Raw genomic sequence first — 17,243 nt, forward strand, 5'->3', positions numbered from 1 at the left:
ATGAAAGGGGAAAATAAATGAAAAAAACACTTATTTTATATATGGTAGGTATATTATCCCTAACAGCATGTTCTTTTAATACAATGAATGCTTTGTATGGAGATAATAAAAAAATTGCGAGTATTAGTAATACCTATAACCTTAATAGTAATGAACAAGAAATTAACCAGCAGACTTTTACTGGAAACATAGAATTTGAAGGGATGGAGACAATATGGGAGTATGAAGCTAAAGAGGATGCACAGCTGGAGATAGAGTACTTACTGTCATTAACTCAAGGTACAGCAAAGTTAGTATTAATTTCACCTGATGGTACAGTAACACCTATTGTAGAGAATACAAATCAATCAGAGGTAAAGGAATTAGCTCGTAGTCCATTAGGGATTAAAAAAGGCAACAATAGAATAAAGCTAGTTGCTAAAAATAAAGCTAACATTAGATTTGAAGTACATATTGAACAGGGAGAGTTTTTTGAACTAGGTATGTAGCTAGGAAGATTGTAGCATTTATTATGCTTGAAAAAGTATTCAGTTTATTAGAAGTGAATATATTAGATTGTCGACAAATGTAATAATTATGAGGATATGAAGAGGTCAAATAGGATAAATATCATTAGGAAGATTAAGATGAAAGAGTGCCACCAAACTATAAAATAGTTTTGTGGCACTCTTTCGCTGTGTTTATTTTTGGAAATATGAAAGGATATATACGGTAGTCCCTTTTTACTTTGGCAGTGCTGTAGAATTTTATATTAATATTAGCAAAAATTATTCCTGGTGAGGAAGTAACTAAAGTTTAAGGGCAATCTTATATAGTGTAGAAAGATAGTAATTATTTCATGAAAAAGCATAATATTGTAAGGTTACCTTATAGAATTGAATATTTTATGATAAGTAAGAGAAGGTTTAAATATAACTAGACATAATTATCGGAGGGGGAGTGGAATTATGAGTAAAAATAAGACAAATAAATCCAGACCTAGTAAGCAAAATCTACAAGGAAGTAAAGCAATCTCTTTATCTTTATCAAAGCAACTTTCAATTTTTATGGTATCTATATTTATTATTTTCATAGGTGTATTCATTTTTAATAATAGACAGATGAATAAAATGGTACAAGCTTATAAACAGTATGCAAGCTCACAAGAAATTGTAACGATAACTAAAAATATTTATACCCAAGCCATGCGTGGATTTAATAATTTGCAATCGGCTCTTTTATTTTATGGAGAAGAGTTTACACACTATGAGGATGAATATAACAAAGATAGTGAAGTCATACAATCAGAATTAGCGAAACTAGAGAGTATGAAAGAAACATTAATGGAAATTGATCCTGTACTGATAGAACAAGTAGAAAAACTAAAGGAAGTACTTGAAGCGAATAATGCATCTAGTAAAGAAGCCTTGGATGCTAAACGTTTTAATAAAGCATATGTATTCATGATAGAAGCCGGACAAGAGAATATGGCACAAATCCAAGAAATATTTAAAGAGATAGATACGCGTAATACAGAGAAAGCTAATAAGCAGGTACAAACTACAGTTCAATCACTAACTACAATTAGTCGAATGAGTATAGTAATTATTGTTATATTTAGTATTATGGCATCTATAATATTTATTGCTTATATTAATAGCTTAAAGAAAGCTTTAAAAAATATTACTAGTAAGGTAAATAGAATATCTAGGCTTGAAATTAATAATAAAGTGCAAGAAAAGAAGAAATTTGAGAAAAGGCTGTTTGTGGATGAGGTTTCTGAAATTGATGATAGTATACAAACGATGAGTTATGAATTACTTGATATGATACAAGTGCTTAGAGACTCTATTAAAGAATTACAAAATGTAGATTCACACCTAGATAGCAAAGCAGTAAATACTAAAAGTGCTTTTGACGTTATCAATCACAACTTAGACGGTGTAGTAAAAGAAATGAATGTTTGGAAGGAAGAAGTAGGAATTGTTGCGAATGTAACGGAAGAACTTACCGGTAATAGTGAAGAAACGAGTGCAACCTCAGAAAATATTACAAATACCACAGTAGAAGTGATAGGAGAAGCTGTTAATGGTATTGATATGTTACATAAAATCATGGAGCAGATGAAGCATATCAGGGAATTTATTGAAGAAGTAGTAGGGGTTATAGAAGCCTTAAAGAAGGAATCAGCTATAGTCAACAAGTCTACTGATATTATTAATCAAATTAGTGAACAAACTAATTTATTAGCTTTAAATGCATCGATTGAAGCTGCAAGAGCAGGTGAAAGTGGCAGAGGTTTTGCCGTTGTAGCACAGGAGATTAAGAATTTAGCAGATGTAAGTAGAAATTCTACTGTGGAAATTAAAAATTGTATAGATAAAATGGGTCACTTAATTGAACATACAAGTCAGTTGGTAGGCGATACTAATGAGGTGGCAAGTCAAGGTGAACGATTTGCTGAGCATACACTTGATAAATTTAATGTAATAGATGAGAACTTAAAAAGTACCATTGTTAGACTTGAAGGAATGAATGTTGCAGTAATTGAGTCTAGCAAAGGGATAGAAAGTATTTTAACAAGTATTAATGCAATTAACGCATTAGGAAATAGTGTGAGTGAAAAGACAAATGGTATTACAGAGGAAATGAGTGAACAGGTAGAACTTATTAATGATTTAGGAAATGCGGCTAATAAGTTATCTACTATAGTTAATATCCTAGACCGTATGATTAATAAATTTATTATAGACTAAAAAGTGAGGGGAAAATGTATGTTAAAGAATGTATTAGCTAGAGAAACACTAAACGAATCAACAAAAATACTTAAAAGTTATTTTAAAGAGTATATTGATGAGAACTTAGTATATGATAGTCAGTTTATGGATATTAGTAATACGCATATTATTGCTATTGGTGGATTCACCTTTAAGGTTCCAGCTTTAAAAGAGCTATGCAAGGATGAAAAATTAAGTTCCTATTTTGATAGTTTAACTCATTCAGGATCTCATTTGTTTTGTATAGAAGACTCTGGTAAAGTGAAGTATTTTTGCTATATGAATGGAAGTATTGTAGAGACACCCATAGATTCAGTCAACGAAAGTCATATGCTAGCCGTTTGTGAAGACTACAAAAAATGGGCAGGTTATATCAATATGAAAGGTGAACATGTTATAGACTTAAAAAAACCAGTGCCAGGCCCACATTTTTATACCAATATGCTTTTAGGAGATCGTATGAATTTTGAGCTAGCACTTCAGTCTACACCTAAAAGTGTAGTAGACCGCTTTGGGGGAGGAAGTTTTAGAGCACATGCAGCTACTCAAGTATTAGCTACTAGGTGGGATATGCTTCCAGAAGAAAATGGCTTCCCTGCTAATAGACAGTTTTATCTTGTAGAAGAAGGAAAACAAATTTTTTATTCAGCAGATGTATTAGATTCTAATATTAAAACAGCAGAATGTAGACATGGGCAAAATTATACAGAGATTGAATACGAAACAAAGTGTGGACTTCATATTTTAAGAACCATTTTTTTAGTACCACAGTATGAAGGTTTACCAATTGCTACAGAAGTTCAAAGAATTACAATTACGAATAAAACTTCAGCGACTAGAGATTTAAAGATAGTGGCTACAGGGATGTTAGCTACTGCAGCGCCAGGAGCACTTATGGAAGATGTGGTTTATTCTACTGTTATCATGCAGTCACAGCTTATTAAAGATGAGGAAAATCATCTCATAGGTTATGTCCCTTACTATTATCCAGAATCAGCAAGCAGAGATATTCGTTATACCACAATGGTAGCTTATGAAAAGGATGCTAGAAAATATCCAACAGAGATATGTACGCATTACGGTGAGTTTATAGGCAGTGGTAGCTTATATAAACCACAAGGTGTACGTAAGCTTTCTAATAGATTAAATACTAAAGGGCCAGGCTTCTTTGCGTTAGGTTGCCCTATAAGCATAGAGCCTAATGAAAATGTTACAGTAGATCATTTTGTAGGATTAATTTCTGAACTAGGAGAAACAAGAGTACCAGATGAAGTGGTTCATACACAGCTTACCAATCTACATCATCAATTTGCTATAAGGGGCAGTATCATCAATAGCTTAAATGAGCAGAAAGAAAGCTACAGAAAGTATAGTACCTATTTAGAAGTTAACACTGGTGATCAAGCCTTTGATAGTTATATCAATAAGAATTTACCTTTTCAAGTGCTTTATCAAACCTTTGTTTCTCGTTCCTTTGATTTAACTCAAAAAGGCTATAGAGAAATTGGCTTTAGAGAGATTCAAGATATTTTTGTATCACAATATTATCTTATTTCTATGGGTGAAATAGCTTATACAAAATCCTTGCTTAGGGAATGGATTGAAAAAGTATTTGAATACGGCTATTGCTATCATAATTTCTTCTGGAAAGGCAAAGAAGCAGGTAAGTGGTCTGATGATGGTCTATGGCTACTTCAAGCAGTTTATCGTTATGTCAACTATAGTGGTGATACAGGTTTCTTAAATGAAGAATATATTATTGCGGAAGCTGGTGGTAAGAAAAGAAGTGTTTATGAAACATTGAAAGCTATTATTACATATTCGGCAGAAATATCTGTGGGAGAGCATGGTTTGCCACTCATTGATTTTGCCGATTGGAATGATTGCTTGAAGGTAGATGATAGCTACTTATCAGGACCAGAAAAAGAAAAACGAGAGAAACCATTTAAAGGCTACTCAGAAAGTGTTATGAATGCTTTCTTATTAAAATTAGCCCTACAACACATAGAGGGATTTGCAGTTATTAATAAAGATACTGAGTATGAAGAGCATGTAAAAGAGTTAACTAAAAAGCTCGATGAACATATTCAAAAGGATGCTTGGAAGGAAAACTTCTTTGCTAGAGTACTTTTTAATAGATTTGGGGATGAGATCACTTTCTTGGGGGCAAAGAATGATGGCTTTTCTTCAGATGCAAACATTGATGGTACCTATTTCCTAAATTCATTCAGTTGGTCAATTCTTTCTTCAAGTGCTAATGAAGACCAGATTGCAATCATGTTAGATCAAATTGAAGCATACTTAAAAACACCATATGGTTTAAAACTAATGAGTCCAACTGATTTATCAAAAGTAGCTACTAGTACAGCGACTGGTGAGTATTTTCCAGGGGATAGAGAAAATGGAGGAATCTTTAAACATGCAACAATGATGGCAACTACGGCTATGCTTCAAGCAGCTAAGAAAGTAGTAAATAGAGAGCTTGCAAGTAGATTAAGTCAGTTAGCTTATTGGATGGTGGGACTTGTATTACCATATAAAGCCCTAGAGAATCCATTTGAAGTATGTGGTAATCCTCGTTGGTGTACGCAGTATAATAATAGCCAAACAGGGGAAAATATAGGGCCTACATTAAGTGGTACATCTACCTGGCTTGCTATTACATTATTTGAGATGTTAGGAATTAAATATGAAAAGAACTCACTTGTCATTGAACCATTATTAAGTGAGGAAATGACACAAATGAGTTATACATTAAGACATCTAACTTCAGAGTATATCATTGAGATTAAGAAGCCAGAAGGTTTAGTGAGAATAGTGGATAATAGTTACAGTATTATTTTAGATGGCAAGGTACTTGAAGATAATAAGATTACATTAGTGGATGATGGTTGTAAACATAAAGTAGAACTCATCTTTAGCGTATAAAAGTAGTCAGAGAAAAGGTGGTTTAAAAGTATGAAGAAATATACATATATAGACAACAAAGGCACGTTTAAACTCACAAATCCAGAGAGAAATAGCTATAGCTATTTCCCACTGGCTAATGAAGCTGGTGTGATGTCCAGCATTACGCCTCTTTTAAACGGAGACTGCAAAATGGGACAGAATACATTTTTATTAACACCAGTAAGCAGTGAAGACCTTCACAATAATAAGTCATCAAGAAATTTTTGGGCTTATATTGAAGGAAAAGGAGCTTGGTCAGCTACTGGCGCTTCGGCTATGTCTGCAGCGCAACTTTTTACTGAAGAAAAAGAGGCTACAGAACTAGAGGCGGGTACGATGTGGCATAAAATGACAAGAGTTTCTAATGCCTTAGGGATTAAGTCAGAAATTATTTCTTTTGTACCAGCTTGTCAAGATACCGTGGAATTAATGAAAATCACCATTACTAATATAAGTGACAAACAAATGGTGATTTCCCCAACAGCGGCAATACCTTTATATGCACGTTCTGCTGATAATTTAAGAGATCATAGGCATGTAACTTCCTTATTACATAGAATAAAAACAACAGATTATAGCGTCCTTATCAATCCTACTTTGACCTTTGATGAGAGAGGGCATAAGAAAAATACGATGATTTATGGGGTTGGAGGGGCAGAAGCTAATGGAGAAAAGCCAATAGGCTACTTCCCTATTGTAGAAGAGTATATTGGAGAAGGAGGTTCTTTTGAAGCCCCAGAGGCAATTATGTATCAAAAACAACCTCAAGTTCTGGCGGGAGCGAGTTTAGAAGGATATGAAGCCTTAGGAGGTGTTGTATTTGAGAAAGCAATCTTAGGCCCAATGGAAGCAAAAAGTTATTTAGTAGTTATGGGATTTAGTGATAATGAAGCTAAATTTGAGGAAATGGCTAAAAAGTACTTAAGTGAAAGTGATTTTGACCAAAAACTAGAGGAAACCAAGCTTTATTGGGATAAGAAAATTAATATTTCTTATACAACTAGTGATAAGCAATTTGATAACTGGATGTACTGGGTGAATTTTCAACCAATACTTAGACGGATTTATGGATGTTCCTTTTTACCACACCATGACTACGGAAAAGGTGGGCGAGGCTGGAGAGATTTGTGGCAAGATTGTCTAGCACTTTTAGCCATGGACCCAAGTGGTGTAAGAGGCATGTTATTAGATAATTTTGGAGGCGTACGTTTTGATGGTACAAATGCTACGATTATTGGGACCAAACAAGGCGAGTTTATAGCAGATAGAAATAATATTACACGTGTGTGGATGGATCATGGAGCATGGCCTTTCTTAACGACTAACCTTTATATTCAGCAAAGCGGAGATATTAAATTCTTATTGGAAAAACAAAGTTATTTTAAGGATTTACAGGTAGAAAGAGGAGCAGCTAAAGATGAATTATGGTCACTTAGTGAGGGCAACTATTTACAAGAAAAAAATAAGGTAGCTTACCGAGGCACAATAATAGAACATCTTTTAGTACAACACCTTACAGCTTTCTATGACGTAGGAGAACACAACAACTTAAAGCTACACGGAGCGGATTGGAATGATGGGCTAGATATGGCAGATGAAAGAGGTGAAAGTGTGGCATTTTCAGCTCTTTACGCGGGTAATATGCTAGAAATTGCTCAATTATTACGTGTACTAAAAGAAAAAGAACACCAAGATAAAATCATGTTAGCTGAAGAATTACAGCTATTAATAAAAGGTGATGCCGTACTTTATGAAGCTATAGATAAGAAGCGTGCTATTTTAGATACCTATTGTAAAAAGGTGAGACATACTGTAACGGGTAAACAAGTTGAAGTGACAATTGACACATTAATAAAGGATCTAGAAGAAAAAGCAAATTGGATGATTAAACATATAAGAAGTCAAGAATGGATTACCAACAAAGCAGGGTATAGTTGGTATAATGGCTATTATGATAATCACGGCCAAAGAGTAGAAGGTGATCATAAAGAAGGGACACGTATGATGCTAACAGGTCAAGTGTTTACTATTATGAATCAAATAGCGACTAATGAGCAAGTAGCTGAGATTATTAAGGCGGCTGATCACTATTTATATGATGAGGCAGTAGGAGGCTATAAGCTCAATACGAATTTTAATGAAGTGAAAACAGACTTAGGTAGGATGTTTGGTTTTGCTTATGGACATAAGGAAAATGGCGCAGTATTTTGTCATATGGCGACTATGTATGCTAATGCACTTTATCAAAGAGGTTTTGTTAAAGAAGGCTTTAAAGTAATTGATACACTTTATAAGCATTGTAGCTCTTTTGAAAAAAGCAGGATTTATCCAGGTGTTCCAGAGTATATCAATGATAAAGGACGCGGGATGTATCACTATTTAACAGGAACAGCTAGTTGGTTAATGCTGACTGTTATTACTGAGATGTTTGGAGTAAAAGGAAGTCTAGGAGACTTACACTTTGAACCTCAATTATTATTAGAGCAATTTGATAAGGAAGATCAAGCTTCTATTCAATTAACCTTTGCAGATAGAAAGCTTCAGGTAACTTATCATAATCAAAATAAGAAGCAAGCTGATGAATATGTAGTAGCCAAAATCGTTATTGACAATAAACCATATGGCAAGAATCATACCACTATTAAAAGAGAGGATATCCAGGTTCTTGATGCTTCTATACAGCATATAATCGATATTATTTTAGAATAAAAAAGATAGAATAGGTGTTTATTAAAGGGATTAGTTATATAAAGATAGATAAAAAGCAAGAGATAAAAAGAGTTGAATGATAAAATTCGACTCTTTTTTTGAAATAATATAAACTTAGTTAATTTAGATAGTATAATAATTATATATAAAATAATATAAAAAGAGAACACTCATTGTTGACAAGGAGGATGCTTATGTATGCTGTACAACTAGTAGATGACGAACCTATTGTAAAAAGAGGATTGAAAAAACTTATAAACTGGGAAGAATTAGGTTTTATAATAGCATGTGAAGCAGAAAATGGTGAGGAAGCATTAGAACAGCTTACTAATCAGCATATAGATTTAATTATTACTGATATAGGAATGCCTATTATGAATGGAATAGACTTTATGGCACAAGCAAGAAAACAAGAGTATTCAGGAGAAATAGTGGTTTTAACAGCATATGGAGAATTTGAATATGCTAAAAGTGCCATTAAATATGGAGTGACAGATTACATTTTAAAACCTATAGAAGAAGAGCAAATTATAGCAACCCTGAAAGATATCAAGAAGAAACTCCAAGAAAAGTTAGACAATGAAAATAGATATAAGTTATATAGTGCAAACATGGGTAAAGAGAGAACTTTTTCAAGAGAGAATGATAAGTTGCTTATTAAATATGCCATGACCATCAATCCAAAGGCATTAGAGGTGCTAGAAGAGATTATCAAAGAAGAAAAGAGTTTTGGTGAAGGAGATGTTGCTAGTATGTGTGTGAGGTTTTCATACATATTAGAGGAGCTAGTTACGAAAGTAAAAGAAAAGTTTGCTTATCTAGGTAAACTCAAAAACATAGAAGAATACCTTCATTATGGAGAGCAAGAGGAGAATACAAAAGATGATCTCATCAGTCAGTTCTCTAAAAATGTAAGAGAGATTATTGAGATTTTTGAAGAGAGTAGGGTTATTTATAAAGATAATGTAGTGATGCAGGCCTGCCAATATGTAATAGAACATATAGATGAAGAAATTAGTTTGGTAACGATCAGTGAAACTTTATCAATAAGTAAAAATTATTTTTGTAGCCTTTTTAAAAAGGAAACGGGAGAGAATTTCCTTAGTTTTGTTACACGTATGAAGATGAGACGCGCCCAATTCTTGTTAAGAGAAGAGAACCTTAGAGTATATGAAGTCTGTGATTTATTAGGTTATACAGATACTACCTATTTTACAAGATTGTTTAAGAAGTATAGCAATATGACACCTAATGAATATAAAAAGGTGGTGAATGAGCAATATGAGTAGTTCCTATAAAAATATGACAGAACAAAAGCGTATCAAGAGTGTAAGCTGGGTTCTAGTAAAAAGCTATCTTATTACTATGGGAATTTCCCTTTTTTTCGGGATGTTTTTATTTCAAGCTATATTACAAAGAGAGGTTAACTATAAGCTTCAAAGGGGAGATCAAGAAGCTTTAAATACAGTATCTTATTTTATTACTAGGCACATGCAGGAGAGCGAAAGAATATCATCAGATTTGGCTACCAATTTATTATTTCAGAATGCATTATCTAGGAAAGATGAAACCGATATTAGATTGGTTAATAGACTTTTAAGAGATAGCCTTGTTGGTAGAAATAATATAAGGTCTATTCACATTATTACTAGGGAAGGAAATGTTATTTCAGAGTTTAAGGAACCCAGTTACTTAAAAAACGATGAAGAATTCTTACAACAATTTGATTTACAGGCGATAGATAAAGAAAAAGGAAGTGCCTATTGGGGAATAGGCACCAATGTATTAGAACCAAAAGTGGGAAATACCTTGTATCTGGCTAGAGTCATACGATCAAAGGCTAGACTAGAACCATTAGGATACCTTGTTGTGTATTTAGATCCTGTAGATTTTAATAAGGATTGCGATGATATTTTAAGAAACATTAGTATGCAAGTAATTATTAAAGATAGCTCAGGGGCAACTTTAAAAATACCAGATAATTTAGAATTAGATAATCTAGAAGAGGTTATTAAATGGAAAAGTAAGGAATATCATTACATCAAAGAAGGTAGTAAAAAATACTATTATACAGTACAGGAGATGTCGATATTAAATGGCATGATTATGGGACTTAATATCCAAGCTAGAACTAATGATAATATGAATACTATACTTCTCTTTGCAGTGATTATGAATATTATTTTTCTTAGTGGGGCTTCACTAATTATAAAGAGAAAAGTTGTTTCGCCGCTTAAGAATATTGCAGATAAAGCAAGAGTAATAGGAAAGCAAGGTAAACTAGATACAAGATTCACAATAGATACAGGCTACACAGAAGTGTATGATATTACGTGTGCACTAGATGAGATGATGGAAGAAATAAAGGACCTTGTAAGTGAAGTAAAAGAAAAAGAAAAGTTACAAAAGCGATTAGAGCTCTCCATTATTAATCATCAGGTCAAACCACACTTTTTATATAATACGCTAAATGCAGCAAGTATACTAGTTGCCATAGAAGAGAAAGAGTCGGCCAATGAGCTAATAAAAACCCTAGCAAAATATTATAGAGCTTGCTTAAGCACTGGAGAAGATACAATTACTATTGAAGAAGAGTTACAAATTGTAAAAGAGTATGTAAAGATTGCTATTATTAGAAATCCTAATATTGTAGATATAACATATGATGTTGATGAAGAAGCATTAAAGAATAAAATACCTAAGATTACACTACAATCTTTAGTAGAAAATAGTATCAAGTATGGTATAAGGAAGCTAGGAGAACCTGTAAATATACATATTGATATTAAACTGGATAAGCCTAAAAATATAATGAATATTAGTATAGAAGATGATGGCGTAGGCATAAGTGAAGAAATGATAGATAAAATTATGAAAGGTGAGAAGCTAGAAGTCAAATCAGGATTTGGCCTTAAGGCAATAATAGCTAGAATTTTACTTTGTTATGATTTAAAAGATACAAATGAGGTAATAGAAATCACTTCTAAATGTGGAGAATATACAAAAATATTATTAAAAATACCCTATTAAATGGGAAATATCATAAAAAAACACACACAAAGTTAATTTTTTTATGTATTATCGTAATTTTGTTAAGTTAAAAAAATATTACCCTAGGTTTATAATTTGATTATCAAATATATAACAAAAGGGTGAGATAAATGAAGAAAAAACTATTACTTAGTCTTTTAGCAACAACAGTAGCAGCAACTTCTTTGATAGGTTGTGGAGGAAATAAACCAGCTAATTCAACACCAGGAGATAAACCAGAAGCAACTGTATCAGCTAGTCCAGAAGGAGATAAACCAACAGATACAGAATCAGGAGAGAAAACAATAGTTACTATGTGGATTATGCCAAATAGTGGTGAGCCAGATAAAGATTTAATGGAAATATTAAAACCATTCCATGAAGCCAACCCTGATATTGAAGTACAACCAACAGTATTAGACTGGGGTTCAGCTTGGACAAAATTAACTACAGCAGCAACAAGTGGTGAAGGCCCAGATATTACCCAACTTGGAACAACACAAATTGCAGCAATTGCAGCAATGGATGCTTTAGAAGATTTAACACCTGTGTATGATAGATTTGGTGGGGAAGCTGCTTTCGTAGAAGCTACACTTCCAACAACACAAATTCTTGGAGCTGGTGCAGAAAGATATGCGGCACCATGGTTTATTGATACAAGAGCATTATTCTATAGAAAAGATATTTGTGAAGCAGCAGGTGTTGATCCTACAAAAGATTTTGAAACATGGGATAGCTTTAAAGCAGCACTTGCTAAAATGAAAGATGTAGAGATTGATGGTGTTAAAGTACCAGCTCTTGGTATGCCAGGTAAGAATGACTGGAACGTTATTCATAACTATGCACCATGGATTTGGGGTGCAGGCGGAGACTTCATCGCTGAAGACAATAAGACAAGTATTATCAATTCAGACCAAGCGTTTGCTGGTGTTAAATTCTACTCAGAGCTCGCATCAGAGGGACTTATGAGTATGCCAGCTTTAGAGAAAAACTCAGCAGAGATTGAAGCATTATTCAATGCAGGTGAATTTGCTACAATATTCTCAGGTGCATATGAAATTGCTACTTTAAGAAGAGAACAACCAGAACTTGCTGAAAAAATTGGTACAGCTTCATTCCCAGCAGGTCCAGAAGGAAAATATGCTTTCTTTGGTGGTAGTGCATTATCTGTGTTTAAATCTTCAAAAAATAAAGAAGCAGCTTATAAAGTTATTGAATTCTTAATGACAACAGATGCACAAGTTGCTTACCAAGAAAAATGTGGAAACTTACCAACAGTTAATGCGGCTTATGAAACAGATTTCGTAGCAAATGAAGAAATGCGTGCAGCATTTAAAGAACAATTACAATATGGTAAGGCGTACCCTTCAGTTGCAGGATGGGGTCCATCAGAAACACTTCTTCAAAAAGGATTAAGCAATGTATGGGATAATATTATGGGTGTATTTGGAACATATGATCCAGCTAAAACAAAAGAATTCTTAGATCAAACAGCAAATGAATGTACAACAATCTATAGTCAGCAATAAATAACAGTATAGGATTGTATTATCTGCTCTATGAATATCATAGAGCAGATATATTATGACAGGAGGAGACGATATGGCTAAGATTCAAAAGGCTTCTAATAACAATAAAGTCCCTAAAAAGGGATTAATATATCAAATCAAGAGAAATAAGTTAGCCTATGGGCTGATTACACCAGCATTAATTGCCATGATTATTATTCATGTAATTCCTATTGTATCAGGAATTATGATGTCATTTCTCAATTTAAACCAGTTTACACTTAAAAAGTTCTTAAAAGCGCCATTTATTGGACTAGGTAACTATAAAACAGTGTTGTTAGATCCTAATAGTACATTGCGTTCAGGTTTCTTTGATGCGTTTAGGAATACAGCAATTTTTGCAATTATATGTAGTATCCTTGTAATTAGTATAGGGCTATTACTTGCAGTATTATTAAATAGGAAATTTAGATTTCAAGGACTGGCTAGAACATTATTAATGACACCTTGGGTAGTACCTTCCTTCGTAGTAGGTCTATTATGGGGCTTCATGTGGCAACAAGATGGCGTTATCAATAAAATCATAGTAGATATTTTACACATATTTCCAGAGGGGACTTATTGGCTGACAGGCCCTAAGGTTTTAGTAGCCATTATGATTCCAACTATATGGCGAACAGTTCCGTTTGTTATGTTAATGCTTTTAGCAGGACTTCAGCAGATACCAGACGACTATTATGAAGCAGCTGAAATTGATGGTGCTAATACATGGCAAAAATTTAGACATATTACACTACCACTTTTAAGATCTGTTTTATCTGTTCAGATTCTTAACGGTATTATCAACTATGTATATTCATTTAATATTGTAGCAATGATGTTTGGTCATGGTGCAGGCTTCCCAGGAAAATATGGAGATTTATTAATGACTAATATTAACCGTAACTCTTTCCAAATTTGGCAATTCGGTCCTGGTGCTGCAGCAACAGTTATTGTCATGATTTGTGTACTATCATTAGTAGGTGTATGGTACAAAGTATTCCAAAATGATTTGGTGGTGAATGACTAATGAAAACACAAAGACTATCTCAGAAAAAACGAACGAAAGACATAATGGATACTATAGGGACCATTGTTGTATGGATATTTGTTATACTTGCTTTATTCCCAATAGTATGGATGGCAATTACTTCTTTAATGACACAAGGGGATATTGCTACAGGTAAATTTGGTATTCCTAATAATTTTGGAAACTATAAAGAAATGTGGGAGAGCGTAGACTTTTTCAATTACTTTAAAAATAGTGTTATCGTGTGTGGTATTACAACTGCAATTGCTTTATTAATAGCTACCTTTGCAGGCTATGCTACAGCAAGATTTAAGTTTCCAGGCTCCAATATATTTGGTGCAGCAGTACTAGCTACTCAGATGGTGCCTGGAATTATGTTCCTATTACCACTGTATCTTGTATTCATCAAGATCCAAGATGCTACAGGTATTAGGATTATCAATACTTATGGAGGCCTTATCTTAGTATATTCGGCTTTTTATATTCCTTTTAGTATTTGGATTTTAAGGGGCTTCTTTGCAAGTATTCCCACAGAACTAGAGGAAGCAGCGATTATAGATGGTTGTAGTAAGTTTGGGGCTTTTATAAAGATTATATTACCTATTGCTAGAATTGGATTAATTGCTACAGGAATTTATATCTTCCTCATGGCATGGGATGAATTATTATTTGCATGGGTACTTACCACTTCTTCAGATGTGGCAACTATTCCAGTAGGTATAAGGTTATATGTAGGTAACTATCAAAATAGATATGACTTACTTATGGCGGCTGGTTGTGTAACAACCTTACCACCACTTATTATATTCTTTGGTTTACAAAAACAATTTATAAGAGGTATGACTGCTGGTTCAGTTAAAGCATAAGATTCTCAGAAAAGAAGCAGCCTTATTATAGTATAAGGTTGCTTTTGATGTTATAATTTACATAATATATAATTATCTGATTTTTATGCTAAAGGAGTGACAAATATGGGGGATGATAAATTCGTAAATAGAGTTATCATTAGTATTATATTAGTTTTAACAGCTGTTTTAGGAATACTACTATGTGTCATTTATTCAGATGTAAAAAATGCAGAAAATATAAATACTAAGAACGTACCGATAAAAGTAATAAAAATATGGACTATTCATGGAGGTATTGAAACAATTCTGAATGAAGTAGCTAGAGCATATGAAAGTGAACATGAAGGAATCAAAATTGAAATTACTACTTTTAAAAATGAAGTTTATCAATCAACCATTCAAAATGCTGCTATTACTAATGAGCTTCCAGATATTTATTTTTTCTGGGGGTATGAAAAACTTAAAAAATATGTAGATTTAGATTTGGTTTGGAATATTGGCGATGCAATGAAAAAATATTATGATGGTGAGAAACCTTTACCTGGAGCAATGGATGGCGTAACATATGATGGTGAAATATATGGGATGCCTATCAATGGTTGGTGCTCTAGTTTATTCTGCAATAGCGACTTGTTTAAAAAGTATGGTGTGGCATATCCTACTACCTATAACGAGTTTATTGAGGCTATAGAAAAGTTTAAAGAAAAAGGGGTAACGCCTATTAGTGGTAGTGCTAAAGAAATGTGGATGAATTCTTTATATTATATGGATTTAGTATTAGAAGAAGGTAGTGTTGAGAGCGTCTATGCTGCTAGTAAAGATCCTAGGCTGTTTAAAACAGAGCAATTTCATAGAGCTGCAAGAAAAATGGAAAAGCTTATAGCGACACAGCCTTGGGAGGATAATTATTTAGAAAGTGATGCATATGATGCAGCATATTTATTTTCACAAGGACAATCAGCTATGTTATTGTCTGGAAGTTGGACTGCTTCTAGTATTGAAGGAGAAGAGTCTAAAGTTATAGATAAAATAGATGTTATTTCTTTTCCAGGACTGCCAGATTCAATAGGAGTAGGTGGCTATTCAGATGCATTGGTGGTTAGTAAACAAAGTCCAATTGTAGAAGATGAAGAATTACAAAAAGTATACTTTGATATTATCAAAGAGGTTTCTACAAAGGCTATAGAAACTGCTGGCATTGGATTACCAGCATATGAAAATCAGGTGATTAATCAAGATAAGTTTCCAACCCTATATAAGTGTGCACAAGTAGCTCCAACTAAAGCTATACATCCAGCATATGACCAGATTTTTGATGAAGTCTTGAGTGATACATACTACGATTTACTAGCACAACTGATGAGTAGAAAAATAAATGCAGATGAGTTTATTGAAGGACTATCCAAATAGAAAAGCTCTTGTTTACTAGAAATAAATAGTAAACAAGAGCTTTTTTGATTCCAAATATCTTTGATAATTTTACCTAGGTTAATCGTAACTTTATCAACTTTTTGATAATAGTTAAATTCTCTATACTAAATAGTAAGATAGTTTATTGAAGGGAGACGTATAGAGATGAAAAGAGGCCTTGTAATATTATTAAGTGCCAGCCTATTTCTTTGTGGATGTAGTACTAGAAATCAAGATTATGTGGGGGGGGATGTTGCGCAAAAAGGAATGAAAAATTTAGAAGGGACAGTAGCGTTAGAATTAGAGTTTGATAAGCCAGAAGATGAGCTGATGCAAAAAGCAGATGCTTATTCAAATGGAAGTATGTTTGATTGTACGTGGAGAGGTGCGAATTTAACCTTTGAAAACGATACTATGCATCTAAAAATTGATCAGGAGGAAGAAGGCGCAACACCAAAATGGTCAGGAGCAGAATATAGAACAAGGAGTATGTATCACTATGGTATGTATGAGGTGCGTATGAAACCTATTAAAAATGAGGGTGTTGTATCTTCATTCTTTACTTATACAGGTCCTAGTGATAATAACCCTTGGGATGAAATTGATATTGAATTTTTAGGTAAAGATACAACAAAAGTTCAGTTTAATTATTTTACAAATGGTGTTGGTCTACATGAATATGTGTATGATTTAGGGTTTGATGCATCTGAAGATTTTCATGAATATGCCTTCGAATGGCGAAAGGATTCTATTACCTGGTATGTAGATGGAGTAGAGGTATATAAAGCAGTAGACAATATTCCTCAAACACCATCAAAAGTAATGATGAATGTATGGCCAGGTACAGGTGTAGATAGTTGGCTAAATGCTTTTGATGGAACAGTTCCACTTACAGCTGAGTATGATTGGATGAGAGTTACAGCGTATGATGAAAAATAAGGAGAAAGAATAAATGAAAAAATAC

At 33.4% G+C, this 17,243-nt stretch carries 11 protein-coding genes; all 11 read left to right on the forward strand.

Annotated features, from left to right (window positions below):
• Window positions 1-17 precede the first annotated feature (17 nt).
• The 11 genes from QTL86_RS20170 to bglS all read left to right on the forward strand — a co-directional run bounded on the left by QTL86_RS20170 (window position 18) and on the right by bglS (window position 17,218).
• On the forward strand, window positions 18-488 hold the full coding sequence (locus QTL86_RS20170) for a 50S ribosomal protein L7ae (protein WP_127064806.1): 471 nt from the start codon (window positions 18-20) through the stop codon (window positions 486-488).
• Window positions 489-947: 459 nt separating this feature from the next.
• Window positions 948-2,735 (forward strand): methyl-accepting chemotaxis protein, encoded by a 1,788-nt coding sequence (locus tag QTL86_RS20175; protein WP_127064805.1) that lies wholly within the window; start codon window positions 948-950, stop codon window positions 2,733-2,735.
• Between the two features lie 18 nt (window positions 2,736-2,753).
• Complete coding sequence (locus tag QTL86_RS20180; protein WP_410495896.1) at window positions 2,754-5,684, forward strand: GH36-type glycosyl hydrolase domain-containing protein; 2,931 nt, start codon at window positions 2,754-2,756, stop codon at window positions 5,682-5,684.
• A 30-nt stretch (window positions 5,685-5,714) separates the two neighbouring features.
• Window positions 5,715-8,414: a GH36-type glycosyl hydrolase domain-containing protein gene (locus tag QTL86_RS20185; RefSeq protein ID WP_127064803.1), complete on the forward strand. Its 2,700-nt coding sequence runs from the start codon at window positions 5,715-5,717 to the stop codon at window positions 8,412-8,414.
• A gap of 194 nt (window positions 8,415-8,608) precedes the next feature.
• Window positions 8,609-9,703: a response regulator gene (locus tag QTL86_RS20190; RefSeq protein ID WP_190283450.1), complete on the forward strand. Its 1,095-nt coding sequence runs from the start codon at window positions 8,609-8,611 to the stop codon at window positions 9,701-9,703.
• Between the two features lie 13 nt (window positions 9,704-9,716).
• The gene (locus tag QTL86_RS20195) at window positions 9,717-11,444 is read left to right on the forward strand and encodes a sensor histidine kinase (protein ID WP_410495897.1); all 1,728 of its coding nucleotides are present in this window, start codon (window positions 9,717-9,719) and stop codon (window positions 11,442-11,444) included.
• 131 nt (window positions 11,445-11,575) lie between these two features.
• Window positions 11,576-12,973: a sugar ABC transporter substrate-binding protein gene (locus QTL86_RS20200; protein ID WP_127064800.1), complete on the forward strand. Its 1,398-nt coding sequence runs from the start codon at window positions 11,576-11,578 to the stop codon at window positions 12,971-12,973.
• 73 nt (window positions 12,974-13,046) lie between these two features.
• Window positions 13,047-14,021 carry a carbohydrate ABC transporter permease gene (locus QTL86_RS20205; protein WP_013658935.1) on the forward strand — a complete coding sequence of 325 codons (975 nt, stop codon included), beginning with the start codon at window positions 13,047-13,049 and terminating at the stop codon, window positions 14,019-14,021.
• Window positions 14,021-14,887, forward strand: coding sequence for a carbohydrate ABC transporter permease (locus QTL86_RS20210; RefSeq protein ID WP_127064799.1), 867 nt, complete (start codon window positions 14,021-14,023; stop codon window positions 14,885-14,887). The genes QTL86_RS20205 and QTL86_RS20210 overlap by 1 nt, the downstream gene beginning before the upstream one ends.
• Window positions 14,888-14,992: 105 nt before the next feature.
• Window positions 14,993-16,279 (forward strand): ABC transporter substrate-binding protein, encoded by a 1,287-nt coding sequence (locus QTL86_RS20215; RefSeq protein ID WP_127064798.1) that lies wholly within the window; start codon window positions 14,993-14,995, stop codon window positions 16,277-16,279.
• Between the two features lie 165 nt (window positions 16,280-16,444).
• Window positions 16,445-17,218 (forward strand): beta-glucanase, encoded by a 774-nt coding sequence (gene bglS, locus QTL86_RS20220; protein ID WP_127064797.1) that lies wholly within the window; start codon window positions 16,445-16,447, stop codon window positions 17,216-17,218.
• The last annotated feature ends 25 nt before the right edge of the window (window positions 17,219-17,243 follow it).

The organism is Cellulosilyticum sp. ST5 (assembly GCF_046529625.1).
In the GTDB taxonomy this organism is placed as follows: Bacteria; Bacillota; Clostridia; order Lachnospirales; family Cellulosilyticaceae; genus Cellulosilyticum; species Cellulosilyticum lentocellum.

What these genes read in the sequence shown, in the direction of transcription:
- QTL86_RS20170 (WP_127064806.1), top strand. Translation starts at nt 18, where the DNA reads ATGAAAAAAACACTTATTTTATATATGGTAGGTATATTATCCCTAACA.
- QTL86_RS20175 (WP_127064805.1), top strand. Translation starts at nt 948, where the DNA reads ATGAGTAAAAATAAGACAAATAAATCCAGACCTAGTAAGCAAAATCTA.
- QTL86_RS20180 (WP_410495896.1), top strand. Translation starts at nt 2,754, where the DNA reads ATGTTAAAGAATGTATTAGCTAGAGAAACACTAAACGAATCAACAAAA.
- QTL86_RS20185 (WP_127064803.1), top strand. Translation starts at nt 5,715, where the DNA reads ATGAAGAAATATACATATATAGACAACAAAGGCACGTTTAAACTCACA.
- QTL86_RS20190 (WP_190283450.1), top strand. Translation starts at nt 8,609, where the DNA reads ATGTATGCTGTACAACTAGTAGATGACGAACCTATTGTAAAAAGAGGA.
- QTL86_RS20195 (WP_410495897.1), top strand. Translation starts at nt 9,717, where the DNA reads ATGACAGAACAAAAGCGTATCAAGAGTGTAAGCTGGGTTCTAGTAAAA.
- QTL86_RS20200 (WP_127064800.1), top strand. Translation starts at nt 11,576, where the DNA reads ATGAAGAAAAAACTATTACTTAGTCTTTTAGCAACAACAGTAGCAGCA.
- QTL86_RS20205 (WP_013658935.1), top strand. Translation starts at nt 13,047, where the DNA reads ATGGCTAAGATTCAAAAGGCTTCTAATAACAATAAAGTCCCTAAAAAG.
- QTL86_RS20210 (WP_127064799.1), top strand. Translation starts at nt 14,021, where the DNA reads ATGAAAACACAAAGACTATCTCAGAAAAAACGAACGAAAGACATAATG.
- QTL86_RS20215 (WP_127064798.1), top strand. Translation starts at nt 14,993, where the DNA reads ATGGGGGATGATAAATTCGTAAATAGAGTTATCATTAGTATTATATTA.
- bglS (WP_127064797.1), top strand. Translation starts at nt 16,445, where the DNA reads ATGAAAAGAGGCCTTGTAATATTATTAAGTGCCAGCCTATTTCTTTGT.